At 66.8% G+C, this 23,845-nt stretch carries 29 protein-coding genes; 13 read left to right on the forward strand and 16 right to left on the reverse strand.

Annotated elements, in window-relative coordinates:
* Nucleotides 1–46: 46 nt before the first annotated feature.
* The 3 genes from H3H37_RS03075 to H3H37_RS03085 form a co-directional block, all read right to left on the reverse strand.
* Nucleotides 47–934, reverse strand: coding sequence for a M90 family metallopeptidase (locus tag H3H37_RS03075; RefSeq protein ID WP_182160076.1), 888 nt, complete (start codon nucleotides 932–934; stop codon nucleotides 47–49).
* Between the two features lie 104 nt (nucleotides 935–1,038).
* On the reverse strand, nucleotides 1,039–1,626 hold the full coding sequence (locus tag H3H37_RS03080; protein WP_311197393.1) for a winged helix-turn-helix domain-containing protein: 588 nt from the start codon (nucleotides 1,624–1,626) through the stop codon (nucleotides 1,039–1,041).
* A gap of 293 nt (nucleotides 1,627–1,919) precedes the next feature.
* Nucleotides 1,920–2,231, reverse strand: a complete 312-nt coding sequence (locus H3H37_RS03085) for a BON domain-containing protein (RefSeq protein WP_182160078.1) — start codon at nucleotides 2,229–2,231, stop codon at nucleotides 1,920–1,922.
* A 204-nt stretch (nucleotides 2,232–2,435) separates the two neighbouring features.
* Here H3H37_RS03085 and H3H37_RS03090 point away from each other — a divergent pair, with 204 nt between their 5' ends.
* Genes H3H37_RS03090 through H3H37_RS03100 form a run of 3 tightly spaced genes read left to right on the forward strand, consistent with a single transcriptional unit; the run spans nucleotide 2,436 to nucleotide 3,562 of the window.
* Nucleotides 2,436–2,897: an outer membrane lipoprotein gene (locus H3H37_RS03090; RefSeq protein ID WP_182160080.1), complete on the forward strand. Its 462-nt coding sequence runs from the start codon at nucleotides 2,436–2,438 to the stop codon at nucleotides 2,895–2,897.
* Between the two features lie 15 nt (nucleotides 2,898–2,912).
* Entirely contained in the window at nucleotides 2,913–3,065 is a 153-nt protein-coding gene (locus H3H37_RS03095; protein ID WP_182160082.1) for a DUF3309 family protein, read from the forward strand.
* Between the two features lie 32 nt (nucleotides 3,066–3,097).
* On the forward strand, nucleotides 3,098–3,562 hold the full coding sequence (locus tag H3H37_RS03100; RefSeq protein WP_182160084.1) for a hypothetical protein: 465 nt from the start codon (nucleotides 3,098–3,100) through the stop codon (nucleotides 3,560–3,562).
* A 51-nt stretch (nucleotides 3,563–3,613) separates the two neighbouring features.
* On the opposite strand, the gene H3H37_RS03105 is transcribed toward H3H37_RS03100, so the two are convergent.
* From H3H37_RS03105 to H3H37_RS03135, 7 genes are all read right to left on the reverse strand, one after another.
* A complete protein-coding gene (locus H3H37_RS03105) occupies nucleotides 3,614–4,765 on the reverse strand; it encodes a patatin-like phospholipase family protein (RefSeq protein WP_229218619.1) in 1,152 nt (383 codons plus the stop codon).
* Between the two features lie 27 nt (nucleotides 4,766–4,792).
* Entirely contained in the window at nucleotides 4,793–5,170 is a 378-nt protein-coding gene (locus H3H37_RS03110) for a hypothetical protein (RefSeq protein ID WP_182160086.1), read from the reverse strand.
* A 10-nt stretch (nucleotides 5,171–5,180) separates the two neighbouring features.
* Nucleotides 5,181–5,561 carry a phage holin family protein gene (locus tag H3H37_RS03115; RefSeq protein ID WP_182160312.1) on the reverse strand — a complete coding sequence of 127 codons (381 nt, stop codon included), beginning with the start codon at nucleotides 5,559–5,561 and terminating at the stop codon, nucleotides 5,181–5,183.
* Between the two features lie 24 nt (nucleotides 5,562–5,585).
* Entirely contained in the window at nucleotides 5,586–5,888 is a 303-nt protein-coding gene (locus H3H37_RS03120; RefSeq protein WP_182152609.1) for an ElaB/YgaM/YqjD family protein, read from the reverse strand.
* Between the two features lie 61 nt (nucleotides 5,889–5,949).
* Entirely contained in the window at nucleotides 5,950–6,486 is a 537-nt protein-coding gene (locus H3H37_RS03125) for a ferritin-like domain-containing protein (protein ID WP_182160088.1), read from the reverse strand.
* A gap of 25 nt (nucleotides 6,487–6,511) precedes the next feature.
* Nucleotides 6,512–7,399, reverse strand: a complete 888-nt coding sequence (locus tag H3H37_RS03130; RefSeq protein ID WP_182160090.1) for an OmpA family protein — start codon at nucleotides 7,397–7,399, stop codon at nucleotides 6,512–6,514.
* A gap of 77 nt (nucleotides 7,400–7,476) precedes the next feature.
* On the reverse strand, nucleotides 7,477–7,875 hold the full coding sequence (locus H3H37_RS03135; protein ID WP_182160092.1) for a DUF4398 domain-containing protein: 399 nt from the start codon (nucleotides 7,873–7,875) through the stop codon (nucleotides 7,477–7,479).
* 260 nt (nucleotides 7,876–8,135) lie between these two features.
* Here H3H37_RS03135 and H3H37_RS03140 point away from each other — a divergent pair, with 260 nt between their 5' ends.
* The 8 genes from H3H37_RS03140 (at nucleotide 8,136) to H3H37_RS03175 (ending at nucleotide 15,751) form a co-directional block, all read left to right on the forward strand.
* Nucleotides 8,136–10,169, forward strand: coding sequence for an AsmA family protein (locus H3H37_RS03140; RefSeq protein ID WP_182160094.1), 2,034 nt, complete (start codon nucleotides 8,136–8,138; stop codon nucleotides 10,167–10,169).
* Between the two features lie 115 nt (nucleotides 10,170–10,284).
* Nucleotides 10,285–10,506, forward strand: a complete 222-nt coding sequence (locus H3H37_RS03145; RefSeq protein ID WP_182160096.1) for a YMGG-like glycine zipper-containing protein — start codon at nucleotides 10,285–10,287, stop codon at nucleotides 10,504–10,506.
* Between the two features lie 169 nt (nucleotides 10,507–10,675).
* The gene (locus H3H37_RS03150; RefSeq protein ID WP_182160098.1) at nucleotides 10,676–11,365 is read left to right on the forward strand and encodes a glycine zipper 2TM domain-containing protein; all 690 of its coding nucleotides are present in this window, start codon (nucleotides 10,676–10,678) and stop codon (nucleotides 11,363–11,365) included.
* Nucleotides 11,366–11,526: 161 nt separating this feature from the next.
* A complete protein-coding gene (locus H3H37_RS03155) occupies nucleotides 11,527–11,673 on the forward strand; it encodes a lmo0937 family membrane protein (RefSeq protein ID WP_182160100.1) in 147 nt (48 codons plus the stop codon).
* Nucleotides 11,674–11,773: 100 nt separating this feature from the next.
* Nucleotides 11,774–12,304: a DUF3617 domain-containing protein gene (locus H3H37_RS03160; RefSeq protein ID WP_182160102.1), complete on the forward strand. Its 531-nt coding sequence runs from the start codon at nucleotides 11,774–11,776 to the stop codon at nucleotides 12,302–12,304.
* Between the two features lie 207 nt (nucleotides 12,305–12,511).
* Nucleotides 12,512–13,816 (forward strand): acetyl-CoA hydrolase/transferase family protein, encoded by a 1,305-nt coding sequence (locus tag H3H37_RS03165; RefSeq protein WP_182160104.1) that lies wholly within the window; start codon nucleotides 12,512–12,514, stop codon nucleotides 13,814–13,816.
* A 115-nt stretch (nucleotides 13,817–13,931) separates the two neighbouring features.
* Complete coding sequence (cls, locus tag H3H37_RS03170) at nucleotides 13,932–15,380, forward strand: cardiolipin synthase (RefSeq protein WP_182160106.1); 1,449 nt, start codon at nucleotides 13,932–13,934, stop codon at nucleotides 15,378–15,380.
* Nucleotides 15,381–15,526: 146 nt separating this feature from the next.
* Entirely contained in the window at nucleotides 15,527–15,751 is a 225-nt protein-coding gene (locus H3H37_RS03175; protein WP_182160108.1) for a hypothetical protein, read from the forward strand.
* A 110-nt stretch (nucleotides 15,752–15,861) separates the two neighbouring features.
* On the opposite strand, the gene H3H37_RS03180 is transcribed toward H3H37_RS03175, so the two are convergent.
* Nucleotides 15,862–16,944: an AI-2E family transporter gene (locus H3H37_RS03180; RefSeq protein ID WP_182160110.1), complete on the reverse strand. Its 1,083-nt coding sequence runs from the start codon at nucleotides 16,942–16,944 to the stop codon at nucleotides 15,862–15,864.
* A gap of 84 nt (nucleotides 16,945–17,028) precedes the next feature.
* Complete coding sequence (locus H3H37_RS03185) at nucleotides 17,029–17,937, reverse strand: LysR family transcriptional regulator (RefSeq protein ID WP_182160112.1); 909 nt, start codon at nucleotides 17,935–17,937, stop codon at nucleotides 17,029–17,031.
* 102 nt (nucleotides 17,938–18,039) lie between these two features.
* On the opposite strand from H3H37_RS03185, the gene H3H37_RS03190 reads away from it, so the two are divergent.
* Entirely contained in the window at nucleotides 18,040–19,053 is a 1,014-nt protein-coding gene (locus H3H37_RS03190; protein WP_182160114.1) for a zinc-binding alcohol dehydrogenase family protein, read from the forward strand.
* A gap of 31 nt (nucleotides 19,054–19,084) precedes the next feature.
* Here the strand turns inward: H3H37_RS03190 and H3H37_RS03195 are convergent, their stop codons facing one another.
* From H3H37_RS03195 to tssK, 3 genes are all read right to left on the reverse strand, one after another.
* Nucleotides 19,085–19,678 (reverse strand): hypothetical protein, encoded by a 594-nt coding sequence (locus H3H37_RS03195; RefSeq protein ID WP_182160116.1) that lies wholly within the window; start codon nucleotides 19,676–19,678, stop codon nucleotides 19,085–19,087.
* A gap of 162 nt (nucleotides 19,679–19,840) precedes the next feature.
* A complete protein-coding gene (gene alaC / locus H3H37_RS03200) occupies nucleotides 19,841–21,052 on the reverse strand; it encodes an alanine transaminase (RefSeq protein ID WP_182160118.1) in 1,212 nt (403 codons plus the stop codon).
* A gap of 136 nt (nucleotides 21,053–21,188) precedes the next feature.
* Entirely contained in the window at nucleotides 21,189–22,478 is a 1,290-nt protein-coding gene (gene tssK / locus H3H37_RS03205) for a type VI secretion system baseplate subunit TssK (RefSeq protein ID WP_229218642.1), read from the reverse strand.
* A 281-nt stretch (nucleotides 22,479–22,759) separates the two neighbouring features.
* Between tssK and H3H37_RS03210 the strand changes: the two genes are divergently transcribed.
* Complete coding sequence (locus H3H37_RS03210; RefSeq protein WP_182160120.1) at nucleotides 22,760–23,185, forward strand: hypothetical protein; 426 nt, start codon at nucleotides 22,760–22,762, stop codon at nucleotides 23,183–23,185.
* A 30-nt stretch (nucleotides 23,186–23,215) separates the two neighbouring features.
* Here the strand turns inward: H3H37_RS03210 and H3H37_RS03215 are convergent, their stop codons facing one another.
* Complete coding sequence (locus H3H37_RS03215; protein ID WP_182160121.1) at nucleotides 23,216–23,650, reverse strand: hypothetical protein; 435 nt, start codon at nucleotides 23,648–23,650, stop codon at nucleotides 23,216–23,218.
* Between the last annotated feature and the right edge of the window lie 195 nt (nucleotides 23,651–23,845).

Below are 23,845 nucleotides of genomic sequence, written 5' to 3' on the forward strand. Positions count from 1 at the left end.
GGCTCTCAGCGATTATGCCCCATTTCACATTTGCTTTGCGCACATTTCACCAACGGGCGGGCCAGGCCAGATGGGGGGCGTCGGGCGCGTCGGGCGCATGAGCCGGCGGCGCTGGCGGCGGCGCCTGCCAGGCGCGCGGATCGACCCGGTAGTACTTGCAGAATTCGCCGTACAGCTCGGTGTGATGTTCGGCCATCTGCCACGGCTTTTCAAAAAACGTTTCCGTCGCCACGGCGAAGAATTCGGCTGGGCTGGTGGCGCCGTAGGGATCGATCACGCTGCGCTGGCGGTACATGGCTTGCCAGCGCAGCGCGTGGAAATCACGCGCCAGCACTTCGGACCAGTCGCGGTACCTGGCGTGGTGGCCCAGGTAGGGCGCGCCGTTGGCCCGGCCCGACTCGCTGTCGAGCTGGTGGGCGAACTCATGCAGGACGACATTCTGGCCATCGGTCCAGTCCGCCGCGCCGCGCTGCACGTCGTCCCACGACAGCACCACGCGGCCATCGTCCCACGATTCACCGAGCATGCTCTGGCGGCCCGGCGTGACCACCCCGCCCGGCCCCACCTCGTCGCGCCGCGCCACGAAGGCGGTCGGATAGACGAGGATGGTGTGTAGGGCCGGATAGACCTTGCTGGGTCGGTTCAGCAGCAACAGGCAAGCCTGGCCGGCGATGGTGATGGCCATGTCATCGTCCACCACCAGCCCTTCACAGCCGATGAATTTCTTTTGGTGCAGGAACTGCGCGACCAGGCGTCGCAACTGGGCCTGCAAGTCCGGTCCCATGTTGCGGTAAGGGGGGATCTGGCGCTCCAGCACGGCGACGGCGCTGGCCGGCAAGGCCCGCGCCAGCGCGCGCCGCAGCCGCCAGCGCGGTATCAGCCACGGCAACACCAGCGCCAGCACCGTCAGGCCTACCAAGAGCAAAGCGTCCATGTGCACCCGTATCAGTCGGCCGCAACGGGATGCGCGGCCACCCACCCCAAGTGGGGCGGGTTGCCGTCAATTCAATCACTTTTATTGCTGTAATGCCAGCCCGCTCATTCGGCCTTCTGCTGCGAGCCAGGCGAGCCGAACAGGGCAGCCACCAGCGGATCGCGCATCACGGGGCCGCGGTTGACGCGGATCGCGTAATGGGTGTCGTCGGCCAGGATGTGGAAGTGGCGGCCATTGCCGGCCATGGCCAGCTCGCGGGCGCCGGGCCGCTCCTTGCGCGGCGGCGCGCCTTCGCGCTTGGGCTGGACGATGGCGGCCAGGAAGGCGCGCACCCGCTCCGGATCGGGGGTGATCTGGTACACGGCCTTGCCCAGGTAGGTGGCCGTACCCTCGATATAGCGCGCCAGCTCGATCACGCCGGCCTCGCGCAGGTCGCGGATGTACTTGCGGGCGCCCGATGGCGAAAACTTGAGGAACCAGGCGATCTCGTCGGCCAGCATCTCGTGCATGGACAGCTCACCGATCAGCTTTTGCATGTTCTCGATGCGGCGCAAGGTGGCCGAGGTCGAGCGTACGCGCTCGATGGAGGCCATCGACAAGGCCGGCTTGCGGTCCAGCGGCGGTGCGGGCCGCTCCACCAGGGTCAGCTTGGCCGGCCGCGGGCCGGCGTCGCGCGCCGGCACGGCCGGCATCTCGGCACAGCCGTGGCCCCGGGCTGGGCTGGCATCGAGATCTTGAGTTTGTCTGTATGCATGCATTTTTTTACTCCTTAAAACAATTCCCGGGACAAATAGGCGGGCCATGCAAGCGCAACGCCATGCGTTGTACGTCAGCCATCAGAGTGCCGGGACGCGATTTTTCGGTCTGTGCGGCAACGAACATATAAAGTCTTCAATTTGTATCCAAATGCATCATTTCTCTCAAGCCAGTCCGCGCGCACGGCAGGGGTATCGCTGTTGGATGGCTGCCGGCGCGCTTGGTTCCCCTACTTGACCCGGATATCGTTCTTCACTTCCGTCACGCCCTTGACGTTGCGGGCGATCTCGGCGGCCTTGGCGATATCGGCCGGGTTGGCGACGAAGCCGCTCAACTGCACCTTGCCCTTGAAGGTTTCCACATTGATTTCCGTGGACTTCAGGGTCGGCTCGTTGAAGATGCCGGCCTTGACCTTGGTGGTGATGAGGCTGTCATCAACATATTCGCCCGTCCCTTCCTGCTTGGGAGTGGAAGCGCAACCGGCCACGGCCAGCAGGGCGGCCGACAGGCAGGCCGTCGCAATGTAATGTGTGGATTTCATGGTGAGTCTCCTTGAAGGTATGGTCCAACGACATGCCCGGAGCGAGCCAGCCAGCGCGCATGGCTTCGCACCGACAGCTCAGTTGTACGCGCAAATGGACTGGTCATCCGTTCGTTGCCGTACACAGGACGCACGGTGCGGCAGCGTACAGACCGGATGGCGTGCGCTGGCTAAGCTGAAAGCACACTTTTTCGGGAGGACAACATGAGACACAGCACCTACATGGGCGCCATCACCCTGGCCGCCGCCTCGGCCGTGGCCACCCTGGCTGGCTGCGCCAGCAGCACGCAGCCGGCCGCCGTGACCTATCCGCCCGCTTCATCGTCGGTGGCGGCCAGCTATGGCACCATCGACAGCATCCAGCTGGTGCGCACCGGCGGCACCACCAGCGGCGCGGGCGCCGTCACGGGCGGCCTGGTGGGGGCCCTGGTGGGCAACCAGATCGGCTCGGGCGCCGGCCGCACGGCCGCCACCGTGGCCGGCGCCGTGGGCGGCGCATTGGTGGGCAACAAGGTGGAGAACGACCGCAACCAGCCGCGCGAGACCTACCAGATCAGCGTGCGCATGGATAACGGCGACTACCGCGTGCTGCAACAGGATGACATCGCCGGCATGCAGGTGGGCACCCGCGTGCGCATGGTCGACGGTCACCTGTACCGCTATTGATGCCCGGAGGGCGCCATGGGAACCCTGATCCTGCTGATCCTGGTGCTGATCCTGGTCGGCGCCCTGCCCGCCTGGCCCCACAGCCGCAACTGGGGCTACGCCCCCAGCGGCGTGACGGGGCTGGTGGTGCTGATCCTGCTCGTGATGTTGCTCACCGGCAGACTCTGACTGGCCGCCTGCGGCCTGATATGGGAGGAATCATGAGAAACTACATCGCACACCCGAACTTGCCGAACTTGCCGAACTTGCGGATGGCGCTGTTGTTGAGCGCCATCCTGTGCGCTTCAGCCGGCGCACAAACCCAGGAGCCGGCCGCGCCGGCCACCAACCCTACCGCCACCACCACCACGACCACCGGCGACAACGCCGCGCCCGCCGTGCCGGACAGCAAGCCGGGCGTGACCCCGCCCGCCGTGGCCCAGCAGCAGAAGAAGGAGATCGCGCACGGCGACCCCGGCCGCTGGTACAGCCATGACAGCACGGCGGCCGACCAGTTGCGCACGGTGCGCAAGGAGATCGCGGCCGCATTGCAGGAAGCCACGCTGGCCTGCAAGCGGCAGCCGGCGTCCGAGCGCAACGCGTGCATGAAAGAGGCGCGCAGCACCTACCAGCACGACATGGTCAACGCCAAGGCGATCCGGGACGAGAACAACCGGCTTGAATGAGCGCAAAGTGCAAGGGCGTGGCGCGGGCCGGTGGCCGGCACGGCCGGTCGTTCAGGCCGGCGGCAGTTCGTGCACGACCAGCGGCGTATCCTCGCTGACGAACGATAGCCAGGCGGCCGCCCCGACGGCCCGCGTGGCGTCGGCGTAGCCCTGGTCCCAGCGCCAGTCGATCGAGCCGCGCGAGAAGTTGATGTCCTTGGCCGCCATGTGCCAGTCGCGCCCACCATACGGCAGGCGCACCACGTGCAGGGTCGTGTCGCATCCGAGCGCGACCAGTTCGGCGGCCGTTTGTTCCGTGTGTTTTTCCGGCGGCAGCGCCTGGTACAGCTCGCGCAGCTTCTGGCGCATGCGCTGGGTCTTCACGTAATCGTCCAGGTGGCGCCGCGAGCGCGAGGCGAAGGTCACGTCCTTTTGCCGCGTCTGCACTTCGTCCAGCGTGGTCGGCTCCTGCCCTTCCGCGTTCCACAAGTCCACCATGAAGCACAGGGTGTCGGTAGCGCCCGCGTCTTCCAGCACGGTTTCCAGCGGCGTGTTCGAATACAGGCCGCCGTCCCAGTACAGGTCGCCGTCGATGCGCACGGCCGGGAAGCCGGGCGGCAGCGCGCCGCTGGCGCGGATGTGGTCGGCTCGGATGGCCATGTCGCGGTTGTCGAAGCGGCGCAGATTGCCGCTGGTGACGCCCAGCGCGTTGACGGTGAGGCGGGTGCCACCGGGGGCGTTGAGGTAATCGAAATCGACCAGTTGCTCCAGCGTGCGGGCCAGTTCGCTCGTGTCGTAGAAGCTGGCCTGCTCGGGCGCCACGGCCAGGCCGGACGGGAACAGGTTCGGGCCGCGCGGCTTGAAAAAGCCCGGCACGCCGCGCAGCAGCGTATCCCAGGTCTGCAGCAGGATGTTGGCGCGGCGCAGGCTGTCGGGAATGGCGCGCATGTCGATCGTGTCGCGGTGGGCGATGCCGTGCCAGAACGCGCGCAGCCGCTCCAGCCGCACCTCGGGCGCGTTGCCGGCCAGGATGGCGGCATTGATGGCGCCGATCGAGGTGCCGACGATCCAGTCCGGCGCCAGTCCGCTCTCATGCAAGGCCTGGAACACCCCGGCCTGGTAGGCGCCCAGCGCGCCCCCGCCCTGCAACACCAGCACCACCCGCATGCCCGACGGATTCAAAGGACGTTGCGGCACATGGACCGCCTGGTTTTCTGCTTTCATACAATAAGAATGGGGGACGCGTGGCGATCAGTCGCCGCCGGCGTCGCTGGCGTCGCCGCGCTTGCGCCGCATCAGCCATGTCACGCCCAGCGCCACCACGGCGCCCACGCCCAGCGCCGGCTTGAGCAGGCGCCTGCGCATGATGAAGGAACCGACCGTCAGCGCGATCGGCAGCACGGTCTTAAGGTTGGCCACGCTCAGGCCGCCGGGCGAGAACAAGCCGCCCAGCCGCGCCTGGGCCAGCGCCGACGCCTGGTCCACGGCGCTGTGCAACAGCGCCTCAGGCCGCATGGCCATGCCCAGCTGCGCCTTGGCGTGGGCCACCTTGACCCGTTGCAGCTCCCCTTCGCGTATCAGGCGCGCCTTGCTGGCGGCCAGCGTATCGCGCTCCATCTGTGTCGTCATGCTTCCTCCGCTACAGCAACATGTCACGGTCGGACTTGAGTTCGGCCATGGTCGCCGTCAGCGACAGCTTGCCTTCACGTATCATGCGATGCGCGTAGCGGACCAGGGCCAGCGTCGCCAGCACAAAGGCGCCCGTCATGATCAGCAGGATTTTCCAGCCCAGCGCGTCCCACGCCAGGTAGACGATGGTGACCGTGAAGTAGGCGAGCGCGAAGCAGCCGGCCACCACGGCCAGCGCGAACACCACCACCAGTTGCAGCAGGTGGTTGCGGACCTCGCCCAGCTCCAGCGCCGCCAGTTCCAGCCGCGACAGCGCCAGCCCCAGGATGCTGCGCGCCACCGTCGCCAGCGAGGCCAGCAGCCCCGGTGGCGGCACCGCCCCCTTGTCCATCGGATCGTTCTGGGCCACGGCGGCTTACTTGCGGCCGAGGATGACGCCCACCAGCAGGCCGACACCGGCCGCCAGCGCGATCGAGCGCCACGGATTCTCCTTCACATACACGTCGGCCGACTTGGCCATTTCCTTGCTCGCTTCGAGCGCGCTCTGCTGGGCCTCGTGGGCCTTGGCCAGCGCCGTGTCCAGTGCGCGCATGCCGCGTCCGCGCAGCTCCTCGGCCTTTTCCCCCGTCAGCGCGGTGGCGGCCGTAAACAGGGCCTGCGCATCCTTGACCAGGGTCTTGACGTCGTTGTTCACGGTACTGATATTGTTTTCCAGCATGATGAGGCTCCTGTAATGTGAGTGAAAGAACTTCCCTGCCCTACCTTACCGCAGATCGGACTCAATCGAGCAAATCGCGCATGTCGTCCGCATGTTCTTCTTCCACCGCCATGATCTTGATCAGCAAATGGGTGGTGGTCGGGTCGGCCGTGCCCAGCCGTTCTATCATCTGGCGGTACGATTCGATCGCCACCCGCTCGGCGATCAGGTCGGCCCGCACCATGGCTTGCACGTCGACAGACTCATCATACTCGGCATGGCTACGTGCGAGCAACGTTGCTGGATTGAAATCCGGCTCGCCATTGAGCTGGATGATGCGTTCGGCCAGCCAGTCCGCATGGTCCTGCTCCTGTTGCGCATGGGCCAGGAACTCGGCCTTGATGGCCGCGTTCTGGCGGCCCGTGACCGTGTAGTAGTGGCGCCGGTAGCGCGCCACGCAGACCAGCTCGGTGGCCAGCGCGTCGTTGAGCAGTTCCACCACGGCCGCGCGGTCGCCCTGGTAGCCGGCCGTGACGGGGCCGTCCTGCAGGTGCGACGCGGCGATGCGGATCGCTAACTTGTCGATGCCGCTGCGCGGCGTGGGTTGCAGGTCATCCATGATGTTCCTTTCCAAAGTGGGTGTTTCAGTGGCGGTTGGCGATCGGTGCGCCGTTTTGCGACAGCACGATCTCAACCCGCCGGTTCAGCTGGCGGTTGCCCGCGTTGTCGTTGCTGGCCACCGGGTAAGCCTCGCCATAGCCACGGGTGGCGATGCGGTCGGGCGCGATGCCCATGCCGGCCAGCGCATTGCGCACGGCCTCGGCGCGCCGCTGCGACAACTCCAGGTTGTGGGCCGCGCTGCCGGTGCTGTCGGTGAAGCCTTCCACCAGCACGCTGCTGGCCGGCTGCTGGCGCAGCACATCGGCCAGCCTTGCCGCCGTGCGCATGCCCTGCGCGCTGAGCTGGGCCTGGTCGACGTTGAACAACACGTCGCCGAACGTGATCACCAGGCCGCGGTCGGTCTGCTTGGCCTTGAGGTCGGCCAGTTCCTGTTGCAGGGCGCTGGCCTGGGCGTTGGCGGCCTGGGCCTGGGCATTGGCGCTTTGCGCCTGGGCCTGGGCTTGCTGGGCCTTCATGCGCTGCTGGTCGGCCTCCTGGGTGCGTTCCTGCACCAGCACCTGGTCGCGCTGGCGGCTGGCGTCGGCCACCTGGCGTTCGGCCGCCTTCTGGCGCGCCACTTCCTGCGCGGCCGCGATGCGCTGCTTGGCCGCGTAGGCCAGGCTGTCGATGGTGTTCAGGCTGTCGCGGTGGGCCGCAGCCGCGTTGGCGCGGTCCAGTGCCTCGGTCGCCTGTTGCAGCTCGGCCGGCGCGTCACGCGCCACGGCCGGGTTACCCTGGGCGGCCAGGTAATCGCCACGGGCCTGGTCGAGCAGGCTGGTGGTGGTGGGTGTGCTGCTGCAGGCGGCCATCAGCACCGACAGTGCGAACGCGGCCGGAATGGCATGGCTCTTGTGCATGATGATTTTTTTCATGATGTTCTCCTGGTCTGGCGCCAGCGCTGGCGCCCTGCATCGCTGACACGCGCTGTCCTGGCATGTCAGCGGCGCGGTCATTGCTGCTGGGTGTTGCGGTTGCGTTCGATTTCTTCGCGCAGCGCGCGGATGCTGTCCTGCAGCTGGGCGGCGGCGGTGCTGGCCCGGCCCGCGCTGGCCTTGCTCTGGGCCAGGTTGGCATCGGCCTGGGCCTGCACGGCCAGGTTTTCCGCCGTGCGGTAATCCTTGGCCGCCAGCGCCTGGTTGGCACGCATCAATTTGTCACGCGCGGACTGCATCTCGTCGGGCGCCAGTTCGCCGGCGCCTGCAATGGCCGCGCTGTCCACGGCCGCGCGCGAGGCGGCCACGTCGGCCGTGGCCGGCGTTTTCTGGCTGGCGCAGCCCGCGCACGCGGCCAGCAGGGCCGCGCCCGCCAGCCAGGGCCGGCCGCGTAGGGAAGAGAGGATGTGTCGCATGTTATTTCTCCTTATCACGTGGGGCCGCCTGCATCAGGACAGCCACAATGCCTACCCTTATAGGCGCATGCCGAACAGGATTCAGTACGTTGCCGCACATAGACCGGGACGCCACCATTGCCGCGCCACCGTCGCGCGCACAGGTGTAGGCTCACTGTCGTGGCGCGCTGGCCTGCGGAAGGCCACCGGGTGGCCAACGGCACGCCATTGCGCTATCCTCGCGCGCTCGACCACCGGCACAACAAACGAACAGGCTACGCATGTCCTCATCCCGTCCAGTCTCCCGCCCCGTCCGGCTCGTCCTGTGGGTCGCCGCCGTGGCCATCGCCCTGCCGGCGCTGGCCGTGGCCGTGCTGCTCAACGTGGACTGGAACCGCGCCCGTCCCTGGCTCAGCGCCCGCGTGGGCGACGCGCTGGGCCGCCCGTTCGCCATCCGTGGCGACCTGCGCCTGACCTGGGAACGCCAGGGCCACACGGCGGCCGACACCACCTGGCGCGACTACCTGCCACTGCCGCACCTGGTGGCCGACGATGTCCACCTGGGCAATCCCCCCGGCATGGCGGCCATGGCGGACAAGGCCGGCCCCGCCGCCGCGACGGACGACATGGCCAGCGTGCGCCAGTTCTCGTTCACGCTGGACTTGCTGCCGCTGCTAGAACACCGCATCGTGATTCCCGTGCTGCGCTTTGACACCCCGGCCGTGCTGCTGCGGCGCGACGCGCAAGGCCATGACAACTGGACCTTCAAGCCGGCCGAGCAGCCCTCGCCGTGGCGGCTGCAATTGCACCAGGTGGTGTTCTCCAAGGGCACGGTGCACTACGTCGACGCGCTGACCCGGGCCGATGCCACCGCCGAGGTCGACACGCTGGCCGGCGACCCGTTGTATGGCGTGGCCTGGCGCCTGCGCGGTCAATGGAACGGCCAGCCCGTGCAGGGCAGCGGCAAGGCCGGCGCCGTGCTGTCGCTGCAGCAGCAACTGGCGCCCTACCCGCTCACGGCGCGCCTGACCGTGGGCGCCACCGACATCAGCGTCACCGGCACCCTGACCAAGCCCACGGAACTGGCCGCGCTCGACGTGCAGCTGCAGGTGGCCGGCGCCAGCATGGCGCGCCTGTACGGCTTGACCGGCGTGCTGCTGCCGGAAACGCCGGCGTTCCGCACGGCCGGCCATCTGCGCGCCAGCCTCGGCCCGCACGCCAGCGACTGGCACTACGACCGCTTCACGGGCAAGGTGGGCGCCAGCGACATCGCCGGCGACCTGGCGTTCCGCACCGGCGGCGCCCGGCCCAGGCTGACGGGCGCCGTCCATTCCACGCTGCTGCAATTTTCCGACCTGGCGCCGCTGATCGGCGCCGACTCCAATGCCAGCAAACGCGCGCGCGGCGTGGCGCCGGTACAGCCGGGCGACAAGGTGTTGCCGGTGGAATCGTTCAAGACGGAGCGCTGGACCAGCATCGACGCCGACGTGCGCTTCCAGGCCCAGCGCATCGTGCGCGAACGCGAGCTGCCCATCCACCGGCTCGACACGGCGCTGCGCCTGCAGGACGGCGTGCTGACGCTGGCGCCGCTGAACTTCGACGTGGCCGGCGGCAAGCTCAGTTCCGACATCCGGCTCGACGGCAGCGGCAAGCGCACGCCGCACGCGCTGCAGGGCACGCTCAAGGCCAGCGCCCGCCATGTGCAACTCAAGCAGTTGTTCCCGGCCCTGCCCGCCAAGGAAACCAGTGTCGGCGAACTGAACGGCGAAGCGACGCTGTCGGCCACGGGCAATTCCGTGGCCAGCCTGCTGGCCTCGTCCAACGGTGAGCTGCGCACCGTGATCAACCAGGGCAGCGTGAGCAAGCTGTTGCTGGAGGAAATGGGGCTCAATATCGGCAACGTGGTGCTGGCCAAGCTGTTCGGCGACAAGCAGGTCAAGCTCAATTGCATGCTGACCGACTTCAGCGTCAGCGACGGCCTGATGCACACGCGCCAGTTCATCGTCGACACCGACGACGCCACGCTCAACGTCAACGGCACCGTCAGCCTGGCCCAGGAGAAACTGGATTTGACGCTCAAGCCCGACAGCAAGGGCTTGCGCGTGTTCTCGCTGCGCGCGCCGATCTACGTGCGCGGCACCTTCAAGCGGCCCGACGTGAGCCTGGACAAAGGCGTGCTGGCCCTGCGCGCGGGCGGCGCGCTGGCGCTGGCGGCGGTGGCGCCGGTGGCCGCCATCCTGCCGCTGGTCAACGCCGGCCCGGGCGGCACGGCCGTCAGCGGTTGTGCGCCGCTGCTGGCGCCGCAGCGCAAGTGACACCCATGACGCCGCCGGCCACCTATGTGTGCTGGCGTACTGACTGCCGGCCCGATCCGCCGTAGCCTGCAACCATCGTCACAGGAGGGCAAGCGCTCTCTTCAAGGAGGACATCATGGCTAGCACAGCAAAACTGATCGCCACCTCGGCAATGTTGATCGGCACCCTGGGCCTGAGCGCCTGCTCGGGCATGTCCACGCGCGACCGCAACACGGCCGTCGGGGCCGGCGTGGGCGCCGTGGCCGGTTCGGTGCTGACCAACGGCAGCGCCGTTGGCACGGTGGGCGGCGCGGCCGTCGGCGGCGTGATCGGCAACCAGGTCGACAAACGCCATTGACGCGCGCTGGCGGGCCCTTGCAAGTCTGACATCGGCGCGCAGGGGCCGCCACACCCATAATTGGCCGCTGTATGTACGCTGACGCACAGAAGCGCGCCTGGCATCGGAGGAAAATCGCTGCATTCCGATAGCGGCATGCAAGCCGCCCGTCATCCACCCAGGAAGCGTCATGCATATACACGAAGCCTCGGCCCAGCAGGTCACCCATCCCATTCTTATCGTCGCCGCCGTCGCCGTCGTGCTGTTCTGCAGCGTGGGCACGGCCGCCATCCTGGGCTGGCTGCCGTCGTCCTCGGGCAGCGGCTACCAGCCCGTGCCTGCCATCTCCCGGCCCGCGCCGGCCGTGCTGCCCGCGCCCCAGGCGCCGGCAGCCCCGGCACAACCGCTCCAGGCTGGCACCGAACCCATGCTGGCCCAGCAAGCGGCCGCGCCGGTGATGCTGGCCGCGGCCCAGCCGCCGGCCCCGGTCGCGGACCCGGCACAGCCACCGGCCGCGCAGCCCGCCGCGCCAGCCCCGCATTGCGGCAACTGCGGCGTGATCGCCGCCATCCATGAGGTGCACACCCGGGGCCAGGGCAGCGGCCTGGGCGCGGCCGGCGGCGCCGTGCTGGGCGGCCTGCTCGGCAACCAGGTGGGCAGCGGCCATGGCCGCCAGCTGGCGACCATCGCCGGGGCCGTGGGCGGCGCGGTGGCCGGCAACCAGATCGAAGGCAACATGAAGTCCAGCCATAGCTACAACGTCGTGGTGCGCATGGACGATGGCCGCACCCGCACCGTGCACCTGAAATCGCTCCAGAACTGGCGCGCCGGCGACCCGGTGCGTATCGTCAACGGCACGCTGCGCGCCGCGCCGCACTAACGGACGGCGCGGCCGGCGCGCGTGTACGGCACCGTACAGACCACGCGGGTGCCGGGGGTGAGAATCAGGGCCATACAAGACGCGGTATGTCACAGCAAATGGCCGCGTCATCCTGCACGCCGGCCTGAGTCCGGCGCTCACCCAACGCGAAGGATGCCATCATGCTCTATACCATTGCCGTTATCTTGCTTGTCCTCTGGCTGCTGGGGGTGGTCAGTTCCTACACCATCGGCGGCTTCATCCATATCCTGCTGGTCGTCGCCATCGTCATGGTGCTGCTGCGCCTGATCAGCGGACGCGGCGTCTGACCCCGCCATGGCGCGCCCGGGCACACCGGTCGCGCGCCACTCGCCTCATCGTCCTGTTCGGTATATGCTGCAAGCTTCGCTGCACTTCACAGGAGCTGCCATGTCCCGCCTGCCCGCCATCGTCTTTTTCCTCGCCGCCGCCCATGCGGGCGCCCAGACCATCCGGCCCGGGCAATGGGAAGTGAGCAGCAAAATGAAGAGCGCCAATCCCGAAGTGGATCAGGCCATGTCGATGGCGCTGCAGCAATTGAACAACCTGCCGCCCGCCCAGCGCCAGCAGATGGAACAAATGATGGGCCAGCACGGCGCCACCATGCCGCGCCTGGCCGCCGACGGGGGCGTGGCGATGCGCGCCTGCATCACGCCCGAAATGGCGGCCCGCCACGAACTGCCTGTCGGCCAGCAAGGCCAATGCAGCAGCCACACGCAGCAAGTGAACGGTGGCATGAACGTGAGCTTCAGTTGCACCAATCCGCCGTCCAGCGGCGAGGGGCAGGTGCGCTTCCAGGGCGACACGGCATTCACCATGCACATGAACGTGACCACCAGCGCGCGCGGCACGCCGGAACAGATGGCGGTGGACACGTCGGGGCGCTGGCTGGCGCCCGCCTGCGCGCAGCCTCAGCGCTGACCACGGCCGGCGCGCGACCGTTGCGCCCCCTCGCGCCACCCTGTATGACACCCGATCCGCCTTACAGCGTCCTGACGTCAGGCATGGTTGTGACGCGTCCGGCAACAAAAACAGAAATTAAATTTCCCGGCCATTGCGCTCGCGGCTCGCTGGTTTATAGTGAAAAAAAAGTAATACGAGACAACTATAAAGAAAGGCCGACGACTCATGCAACGCCCATCTGCACAAGCCCTCTACGACAGTAAACGCGGTACTGCCAGCGACGCCCTGCGCCTGCTGCGCAACGGTGACACCATCATCGTCCCGTCCGGCGTCGGGGAACCACCCACCCTGCTCACCGCCCTGTCCGAGGAGCGCCGCCAGTTCCGCGACATCAAGGTCGCGCAAATCCTGGCCATGCGCAAATACGCGTATTTCGATCCCGAGACGGTCGAGCACGTACGCCACACGGCCCTGTTCTTCGGTGGCGCCTCGCGCGCGGCCGGCCAGGCCGGCTGGGCCGATTTCGTGCCCGCCTATTTCTCCGAACTGCCCAGCCTGATCGAGCGCGGCCAGATCGCCGCCGACGTGGTGTTCGCGATGGCCTCGCCCATGGACGAACACGGCTTCTTCTCGCTCAGCCTCGGCGCCGACTACACGATGGCGGCCGTGGCCAAGGCCCGCGTCATCATGCTCGAAGTGAATCCCAACGTGCCCTTCGCCCACGGCCAGTGTCACGTACACGTGTCGCAGGTGGCGGCCGTGGTCGAGAGCAGCGAGCCGGTGATGGAAGTGGGCTTGCCCAAGATCGGGCCGGTGCAGGAAGCGATCGGCAAGTACGTGGCCGACATGATCGACGACGGCTCCACGCTGCAGATCGGCTACGGCGGCATTCCCGACGCCGTCGTGATGCAACTGACCAACAAGAACGACCTGGGCATCCACACGGAGATGATCGGCGACGGCATCATGACGCTGGTGGAAGCGGGCGCCATCACCAACCGCCGCAAGACGCTGTTGCCGGGCAAGATGGTGGCCACCTTCGCGCTCGGCTCCAAGCGCCTGTACGACTTCATGCACCACAACGCCATGTTGGAAATGCATCCGGTCAATTTCACCAACGATCCCTACATCGCCGGCCAGAACGACAAGCTGATCAGTATTAACGCCAGCCTGCAGGTGGACTTCCTGGGCCAGTGCGGCTCCGAGAGCATGGGCCACCTGCCCTACTCGGGCACGGGCGGCCAGGCCGACTTCGTGCGCGCCGCCAACCGCTCGCGCGGCGGCAAGTCCTTCATCGTGCTGCCCTCGACGGCCAAGGATGGCACCATCTCGCGCATCATGCCCACGCTCACGCCCGGCACCCACGTCACCACCAGCAAGAACGATGTGAACTACGTGGTCACCGAGTATGGCGTGGCGCAGCTGCGCGGCAAGTCGGCCAAACAGCGGGCCGAGGCGTTGATCGCCATCGCCCACCCGGACTTCCGGGCCGAGCTGCGCGCCGCTGCCAGCAAGATGCTGCTCTGCTGACGCGCGAGCGGCGCCGTCGGGACGCGCTGGCGCCCATGTACGCCAGCGCACGGAAAGGGCGGAGCGAACACGCTAGGCTGGCGTTTTCATCTATGCGGCCTGGCCGTTGCTCCGCATGCGCGCCCTCCTCCTTCGCTTCGCCGCCGTGCGCGGCGCATTCGCCACGCGTCTGACGTGGCGGGAGGGACCGCGCTGGCTGCGCTGGCTGCCGGTCGTGCTGCTGTGTTCGGCAGTCGGCAGTTGCGCCACCCTGCCCGACGTGCAGCAACTGGGCAACACCCTCACCCCGGCCGCCGCCCCCACCGTCAACGGCGCCCACGGCCCGCTCAGCGACGACCACGCACTGACCCTGCTGCGCAAGCGCTGGCCCAGGAACACGCTGGACCTGCAAGCGGCCGCCGCGCTGGAAGAAGCGGCCACCGGCGTGCCACTGATCGCCGGCAACAAGTGCACGCTGCTGTACGACGGTCCGCAGACCATGGCAGCCATGTCGGCCGCGATCGCCGCCGCCACCGACCACATCAACCTCGAAACCTACATCTTCGAACAGGACGCGCTGGGCCGGCAGTTCGCCGACCTGCTGATCGAACGGCAGCGGCAAGGCATCACCGTCAACATCCTGTATGACAGCGTGGGCACACTCGACGTGCCGGACGCCTTTTTCGAGCGCATGCGTGCGGCCGGCATCCATCTGGTGGCCTTCAACCCCGTCAATCCGGCCCGGCTGCACGGCGACGACTGGCGCATCAACAACCGCGACCACCGCAAGCTGCTGATCGTGGACGGCAAGGTCGCGTTCACGGGCGGCCTGAACATCAGCGGCAGCTATTCGCGCAGTTCGCTGTTCCGTTCCCGCCCGCCGGCCGACGCCGCGCAACTGGGCTGGCGTGACACGGAAGTGCGGGTCGAGGGTCCGGCCGTGGCCGCGTTCCAGTGGGTGTTCCTGCGCACCTGGTCCGGCCAGGATGCGGCCGACCTGCCCGACGCGCATTACTTCCCGCCGCCAGTGCGGGCCGGCGACAAGATCGTGCGCGTGCTGGCAAGCGACCCCGGCGGCAAGTTCGAAATCTACAAGGCCTACAACCTGGCGATCCAGCAGGCGCGCCGCAGCATCCACCTGACCTCGGCCTATTTCGTGCCGGACCCGCAGACGGTGGCCGCGCTGGCGGCGGCGGCCCGGCGCGGGGTGGACGTGCGCATCGTCGTGCCCGGCAAAACGGACCTGGGGCTGGTGCTCTACGCGGGACGGGCCAGCTACGAGGACCTGCTGGCCGCCGGTGTCCATATCCACGCGATGAAACAAGCCATCCTGCACGCCAAGACAGCCGTCATCGACGGCACCTGGTCCACCGTGGGATCGACCAATATCGACACCCGCAGTTTCCTGCACAACAGCGAGCTGAACGTGGTGGTGCTGGGCGACAGCTTCGGCGCGGAAATGGAGAGCGCGTTCCGCGAAGACTTGCGTGATTCCATCGAAATCACGCCCCAGGCCTGGCGCGCCCGGCCGCTGGGCGAGCGCCTGCGCGAATGGCTGGCGCGCATCATGGCGTACTGGTTGTAGGCGCAAAACCGCCGCGCGTGTGTGCGTTGGCGAAAAAACCACAATCCCGACAATTTACTGAATATTTGTACAGTACCTGTGGATTCATACAGTAGTTATGCTATTCTGATGACTCGTTCAACACATCTCCCTTCCAAGGAATTGTCATGACAACACTGAATAGCACTTTTGGTTCCCGTTTTGGTCTGCAATACGCACCGATGTCGTTCTTGCTTCGCATGGGCAAACGCGAAATGCTGGTGTGCCGTGACTTCCGCAAGCGCTACTACGCCGTCAATCCCGTGATCGAGCTCGACACGGGCGTCGAAGCGGGCCACCTGGAAATCCTGTTGCTGCGCCGCTGGCTGCTGATCCTGTCGAAAGCACACTGATGCGCGCCGGGCTGAGGAAGTGTTCGCGCTGACCGCGAACGCTTCCGCGCTCGCCGCCGGCCAAGCTGCCGGTCACGCTACCGTACGCACTGCCGCGTTCGCCCCCATATTCAAACACTGTGATCAGGACTGGCGACGGCCACGCGACTGTCAAACACATCGGCCTCGTACCACAAGGTCATGAACAGCACCATGACGACCGGACCGATGAACAGGCCAACCAGGCCCATCGTTTCCACGCCACCCAAGATGCCGAACAGCACGGCCAGGAACGGTAAGCGCGTCGCGTTGCCGATCATACCGGGGCGCACGAAATGGTCGGCCACGAACAGCACCACGCCGCCCCACGCGGCCACGCCCACGGCGGCCGGCACGCTGCCCTGCACCAGCAGCAAGGCTGCCGCGCTGACAAAGGCCAGCGGCGCGCCGAACGGAATGATGGCCAGGATGCCCGTCACCGCCGCCCACAACGCCGGCGACGCCAGGCCGGCCAGCGCGTAGCCGATACCGATCAGCACGCCCTCGGCCAAGCCCACCAGCACCAGGCCGTTGACGGTGGCGCGGATGGCCGTGGGGATCTTGGCCGCATAGCGGTCCCAGCGCTGCTGGCTGAAGCAGTGGTTGCCGATGGCCGTGATCTGGCGTGTCAACGCCATGCCGTCCTTGTAGAAGAAGAACAGGCACAGCAACGCCAGACCGAAATCGACGAGGCGGTGGAAGAAACCGGCGCCCATGCTCTTGAGCATGTCGCCGGCCGTGTGGAAGCTGCCCAGGCCACTGCCCGAGAGCAGATGGGCCAGGCCGTGCGGCTGGCTCAGCGTGGCCAGCCACCAGTCGGCGATGGCTTCACCGACGAGCGGCAAGCCATGCAGGAATACCGGCACGGCGATGCCGTCCGTATTGGCGCCCGCGATGAAGGCGGCCAGTTGCGGCGCCTGGCGCGCGGCCTGGGTCAGCGCCAGCAGCACCGGCAGCACGAACACACACGCGCACGCCAGCGTCAGCAGCGCCGCCGACAGGATGGCGCGGTTGCCCAGCCGCGCCAGCAGCCGGCGGTACAAGGGCCACGTGGCCACGCACAGGATGCCGGCCCACACCAGCGGCAGGAAAAAGCGCTGCATCACGAACGCGGCCAGCGCGATCAGGGTCAGGGAAAAGCTGGCGCTCAACAGGTCGCGCTGGGAGTCGGTCATGGATGGGCCTCCGGTTAACATTGAACGAATGGTAAGGGCATTTGCGGCTGCCACAACCATGCGCGCACAAATTTTTTCCTCGCTTCAACCGGCCAGCAGGCGCTCGCACTCGCCGCGCAGGAAGTCGCGCAAGTGCAGCACGGCCGGCGTCACCTGGCTGCGGTGCATGCACACCATGGTCAGCGGCGCCGCTTCGCAGGCATAGTCCGGCAGCAGACGCTCCAGCCGGCCGCTGCGCAGATCGGCGATCACGTCCAGCTGCGACTTGCACGCGATACCCATGCCCGCCACGGCCCAGCGCCGCACCACGTCCGCGTCGTCGGCGCTGCGGTCGCCGCCCACCAGCACGGATTGCGGCGGCGCGCCGTGCGGACCGTGGAAGGTCCAGCGGTCATGGATCACGCCATCGATGGCAAAGCGCAGGCAATTGTGCTCGCGCAGCGCGGCCGGCGTGGCCGGATAGCCATGGCGGCGCAGGTAGGCCGGCGCGGCGACCAGCACGCGCCGGTTGTGCGGCGCCAGCGGCAACGCCACCAGGCTGGAATCGTCAAGCTGGCCATAGCGTATGGCCAGGTCCACCGGCTGGCGGTACAGGTCGGACACCCGGTCGCCCACGCTCAGCTGCAACACGATGCGCGGATATTGCTGCTGGAACGCATCGAGCCAGCCCAGCACGATATTGCGGCCGATGTCGGACGGCAGCGCGATCTTCAGCGTGCCGGCGAAATCGTCGCGCCCCTGCAGCAGCGCCTCATGGCCTTCCTTGAGCAGGCGCAGCGCCTCGCGCGCGTGGGTGAGGTAGTGCTCGCCCTGCTCCGTCAGCCGCAACGAGCGCGTGGTGCGGGCGAACAGACGCAGCCCCAGCGCCCCTTCCAGCCGTTTGACGCCGGCGCTGGCCAGGGCCGGCGAAATCTCCAGTTCACGGGCGGCGGCCGACAGGCTGCCGTGCTCAGCCGTGCGCACGAACACGGTCAAATCATCCAAACGCAGCAATTTTCTCGATTCCTTTGAAAGTGTTTCGTCATTGACCTTCTTTTTCTTCAAGATCAGATAAATGATGATACGCCCATTCCTCAAGCCAACCGGAGTATTTCCATGAAAGCCATCGCCTACCGTCACAACCTGCCCATCACGGACGCCGACGCCCTGCTCGACGTCGACCTGCCCGCGCCGCAAGCGCTGGGGCGCGACTTGCTGGTGGAAGTGCGCGCCATCTCCGTCAATCCCGTCGACGTGAAAATCCGCACCGGCGTCGCGCCGGCGGAAGGCGAAATGAAAGTGATCGGCTGGGACGCGGCCGGCGTGGTCAAGGCCGTCGGCCCCGATGTCACCCTGTTCCGCCCCGGCGACGCGGTCTGGTACGCCGGCTCGCTGACCCGCCCCGGCACCAACAGCGAGCTGCACCTGGTGGACGAGCGCATCGCGGGCCGCAAGCCCGAGCGGCTCGATTTCGCCCAGGCGGCGGCGCTGCCACTGACGGCCATCACGGCCTGGGAATTGCTGTTCGACCGGCTGGGCGTGCCGCGCGGCGCCGGCGCGGCCGGGCAAGCGCTGCTGGTAGTGGGCGCGGCCGGCGGCGTCGGCTCCATCCTGGTGCAACTGGCGCGCCAGTTGACGGGGTTGACCGTGATCGGCACCGCCTCGCGTCCCGACACGGCGCAGTGGGTGTGCGACTTGGGCGCCCATCACGTGATCGACCATACCCAGCCGCTGGACCAGGAACTGGCGCGGCTCGGCTTGCCGCCGGTGCACTATGTCGCCAGCTTGAACCAGACCGCCCAGCACTGGAACGCCATCGCCGAACTGGTGGCGCCGCAAGGCAAGGTGGCGCTGATCGACGACCCGGCGGCCATCGACGTGCGCCTGCTCAAGCGCAAGAGCGTGTCGCTGCATTGGGAATTCATGTTCACGCGCTCCATGTTCGGCACGCCCGACATGCAGCAGCAGCACCAGTTGCTGAACGACGTGGCGCAACTGGTGGACACGGGCCTGATCAAGTCCACGCTGTCCGAACGCTACGGCAAGATCAACGCGGCCAACCTGAAGCGCGCCCACGCGCTGATCGAAAGCAATCGCGCAATGGGCAAAATCGTGCTGGAAGGATTCTGAGCGATTTTGAGTAGAACGACAGCGATCCGCGCTAGGCGCCGGACAGCGGCCCACCGGCCGCCAGTTCCTGCGCCCGCATGATGCGCAGCCGGGCCAGCACGGCGTCGTCATGGGCGCTCAGTTCGGCCTGCAACACGCCCGCCAGCGTGCACGAGTCGGCGATCTCCTGCAGCAATTCCTGCTGCCGGCGCCGCAACCGGGCCGACGCATAGCCCAACTGCGCGAACATGGTGTCGATCTCCAGGCAGCAGTCGCGCAGCGCCCACAGGGACTTGCGGGTCGATTCCACCGCGTCCGTCAGGCCCTTGTCGAGATCCAGCAGCTCCAGGCTGGCCCGGCCATCGGACGCCATCTTGCGCACCACGGCGAGCCAGCGGCGGAACTTGGCCGAGATATCACGCATGCGCACGATCTTCCTTTGCAGCATGCGGCAGTAATGCCAGCACAGCCAGCGCATGGGCAGCCGCGCCAGCACGGGCGGCAACCCCATGGCGTGCGAGCGCCGCTCCAGCCAGCGCACGCTCGCGAGCAGGCGTTCCAGGGAAATGCGGATGGGCACGTTGGACATGGTGCGTGGCTCCGGCAGGATGGCGTCGATCCACGCTACGGTAGCAAATGCGGGCACGCTACCGGTGCGCGACGCGCACACCATTTGACGTACCTTAAAAGATCGGACCGGGGGCGCCACGCTCAGTACGCATGCCGCCACGGACGGCGGCGGGAGGCTGTAGGAAGGCGGAGGGAAAGCGGGCGGAAACGGCTGACCGCGCCGTCCCCGCCACGCAGCTTAGCTAGCGGCGGCGCCCTCGCCCTTGCGCAGCATGGCCTTGATGCCGCGCAAGCCCTGGCGGATACGGGCTTCGTTCTCGATCAGCGCGAACCGCACGTAGTCATCGCCGTACTCGCCAAAACCGATGCCGGGCGACACGCATACCTTGGCCTCGGCCAGCAGCAGCTTGGAAAACTCCAGCGAGCCCAGGTGGCGATACGCTTCCGGGATGCGGGCCCAAATGTACATGGATGCCTTGGGCTTGTCGACCGGCCAGCCAGCCTCGTTCAGGCCCTTGTGCAGCACGTCGCGCCGGCTCTGGTATTGCGCCACGATCTCGCTCACGCAGTGCTGGTCGCCTTCGAGCGCGGCGATGGCGGCCACCTGCACCGGCGTGAAGCTGCCGTAATCGTGGTAGCTCTTAATGCGCGCCAGCGCCGCCACCAGTTCCTTGTTGCCCACCATGAAGCCGATGCGCCAGCCTGCCATGTTGTAGCTCTTGGACATGGTGAAGAACTCCACCGCCACGTCGCGCGCACCCGGCACCTGCATGATGGACGGCGCCTTCCAGCCATCGAAAGCAATGTCGGCGTAGGCCAGGTCGTGCACCACGAGGATGTTGTGCTGGCGCGCCAGCGCCACCACGCGCTCGAAGAATTCCAGTTCCACGCATTGGGCCGTGGGGTTGGACGGGAAGCCCAGCACCATCATCTTGGGCTTGGGATAGCTCTCGCGCACGGCCCGTTCCAGCTCGGCGAAAAAGTCCACGCCCGGCGTCATGCGCACGGAGCGGATATTGGCGCCCGCGATCACGGCGCCCCAGATGTGGATCGGATAGCTGGGATTGGGCACCAGCACCGTGTCGCCGCGGTCCAGCGTCGCGAGCATCAGGTGCGCCAGGCCTTCCTTGGAACCGATGGTGACGATGGCTTCCGATTCGGGATCGAAGTCCACGTCGTAACGCGTCTTGTACCACTTGGTGATGGCGCGCCGCAGCCGCGGGATGCCCTTGGAGGCGGAATAGCCATGCGTGTCGGGCCGCTGCACGGTCTCGATCAGCTTGTTGACGATGTGCGGCGGCGTGGCGCCATCCGGATTACCCATCGACATGTCGATGATGTCTTCGCCGCGCCGGCGGGCAGCCAGCTTCAGTTCGGCGGTGACGTTGAAAACGTAGGGCGGCAGGCGGTCGATGCGCGCGAAATTGCGCACAGGAGGAGTGGTAGTCATGAGTTATCTTTACGTAAGCGCCCGGAACCGTCCGAGCGACGTTGGCACAAGGCTGTGCCTGCAACCATACTAGCCGAAACAAATGCGCGCTGGCAAGCCCCACCGCCCGCCACGCCACCGCGCCATCACAACATCGCTAGCTGGCGATCGCGAACAACTCCAGCTTGAGCGACTTGATATTTGTCGGCGCATAGACGGCGATCGCTTCCGCCTTCAGCATGTTGTCGTACAGCGGCCCCTTGCTTTCGATCGAAAAATAATACGTGTTGGGCCGCACCGGCACTTGCGGCGGCACCTGCGGCATGTGCGTCAGCTCCACCCCGGGCAAGGCGAACTGGATGGCGCGCTCCACGTCGTCGGGCGCGCCCGCCTTGAGCAGGCGCGGCACGGCAGCCACCAGTTCCAGCGGCGGCATGTCGGCCTGCACGGCCAGGCACAGCGCCGTGTCGCGCCCGACGCGGGCCGCGTCCAGCGCGCCCTTGTGGTGGGTGGGCTTGGACGGTTCCACCTCCAGTGCGATGGCGACGTAACGCGACGAGATCACCGTGTCCACCAGGTCGCGGATGATGGCGTCCAGCCGCGCGAAGCCGGGTCCGGGGTCGGCATGGTCGTAGGCTGGCAGGTCGGCCAGCGCATACTTCTGCGTGAACGTCATCAGGCCGCCGGCCAGTGTCATCAATTGCTGGAACAGGGACTCCGGATGGTGCTGGCGGTAACGCGCGCCATGGGTCAGGCCGGCGCCGGCCGTGTTAAGCGTGCTCAGCATCCAGAACGAGGCGATGTCGCCGCTGTGCACTTCGATCACATTCCTGCTGGACTGGCGGTGGCGGCTGTACAGCGCCTCGATCTTCACGCTCAGCTTGCCCAACAGCTTGTCGAGCCGCTGCGCCAGCCAGGGCGCGGCGGCCACCGTCACGCTGGGCGGCAGGTAATCGGGGTCCAGCTCGAAGCCGCCGCCGGCCAGGCGCCGCACGCGCGCCACCGGCACGCTGATGCAATCGTCGAGCGCGTCCAGCTCCGACAGCAACCGCACGTGCGGCTGCAAATAGCTGACGTCCACGCTGACGGCATCCGAATACAGGTCCGGCGTGTCGCGCTCCACCGGCGCATAACGCGCGCCGTTGGCGGCGCCGCTGACCACATTGGCGCCATGGTCCTTGAAGCGCGACAAAGCCGCGTGGAAGGTGAAGCTTTGCGTGTCCGGCGGCAGCGTGGACAGGTCCACCGTCACCGGCAGCGGACACGACGCGGGCGCCTCGTACAACTCGCCGTCCGGGAAGATCAGCGACAGGGTCTCGGCCGTCAGCCGGTTGTTGGCCAAGCCGTCGCCATCCCATTGCAAGGCGCACACGCCCCACAGATGGGGATGCAGGGCGGCCGCCGTCCGCTGCAGGCGCGCTTCGTGGTAGCGGTCCAGTTGCTGCAGCTACTGTGGCCCCAGGGGCAATCCTTCGGACCACAAGACTTTGGGTGGCAGGCGCATGACGGTCTCCGGCTGGATGGAAATGTCATACCAGCATGCAACGGCCAGCGCCGGCAGTGTTGATGCGCCTCAGAAAGCATGTCCGTATCCAACAATTCTGCACAGCAACGCACTTTCCCATGCGGAAATTTGATGCGATAATCATGCTTGCGTTAACGGACACTTTCTGTGCCGTTCGCCCCTCCCCGTACCACATGCCCTGAGCGGCGTAGCACAGAATTTCCATGGACAGCGCGGCAATCACACAAGAGTTTCTGGATCAACAACTGAAAAGTTGCGGCTGGCATATTGCGGCCACACTGGGCCTCGGTTTGCTGGCCGTACCGCTGGCCATGTACGGCCAGGACAGCCTGGAAGCGGCGCGCCCCATCTTCCCCATCATCGACCAGAATTACGGCAGCTGGCAGGCCGCTTATCTGCTGGCGCTGCTCGTGCTGGGCCTGGTGTGGGCGGCCGCCATGCGCCAGAAGATCAACCATTTCCAGACCGGCTTGCACAACCTGCGCACCCAGCGCCGTATCGACGAGCACAAGCAACTGCGGGCGCGGCAGGCCGAGGAAGCCCGCCAGGCGCGCGCGGCGGCACTGGCCGAACAGGCGGCCCAGCCCGTGTTCCGGCACGGCGGCCGCAGCGGCAAGTTCGATTACTGACCGGCGGCCAGCGCCGCGCCCTGCCCTGGCTCAGGGCGTGCTCAGGTTGTCGTGGTTTTTTTCCCGGTCGAACAACAGGAATTTGAGCACCACATCCGACACATTGCGATCGTAGTTGGAACGCGCCGTACGCTCCTCCTCGAACCAGCGCCGCTGTTCGCCGGCCGTGGCCGGGGTCCGTCCCTGAAACGGCGACACGAACGGGGTCAGCACGTTGGAGCGGAAAGTTTCACTGTTAAATTCCGCCCGCAATTGCGTGCACAGCCGATAGTCGGACTTGATGCTGATGTGATAGCGCGGTGATTTCTTGATGCCGATACCGCCCGGTGAGTCCGAAATGAAACCCTTCTCCACTGCTTCGGTGATCTGCTTTTGCTCCAGGTCGCTGCGTGCGGACCAGATCCCGTCGGGAATCTGGACATAGCACTTGTCCCTGAGGCCGCCAATCTGTATGAAATGCGCCATGCGTTTCTCCTTGCGCCGCCAGCGGGCGGCCGGTTGAGGTGAGAGGAAAAGACGAACTGCAATCGCGAACCAGCTTTGCGAATGGGATGCGTGAAATACCTGTCAAATTATAAAGCCGGCAGCCAGCCTGACCTCACCGGCAGCACCATTGTTCACTGCCGCAGGGCGCAAGTGTTGTTTTTTTTGAAGCAATTC

The sequence above is a fragment of the Rugamonas brunnea genome, from assembly GCF_014042345.1.
GTDB classification, from domain to species: Bacteria; Pseudomonadota; Gammaproteobacteria; order Burkholderiales; family Burkholderiaceae_D; genus Rugamonas; species Rugamonas brunnea.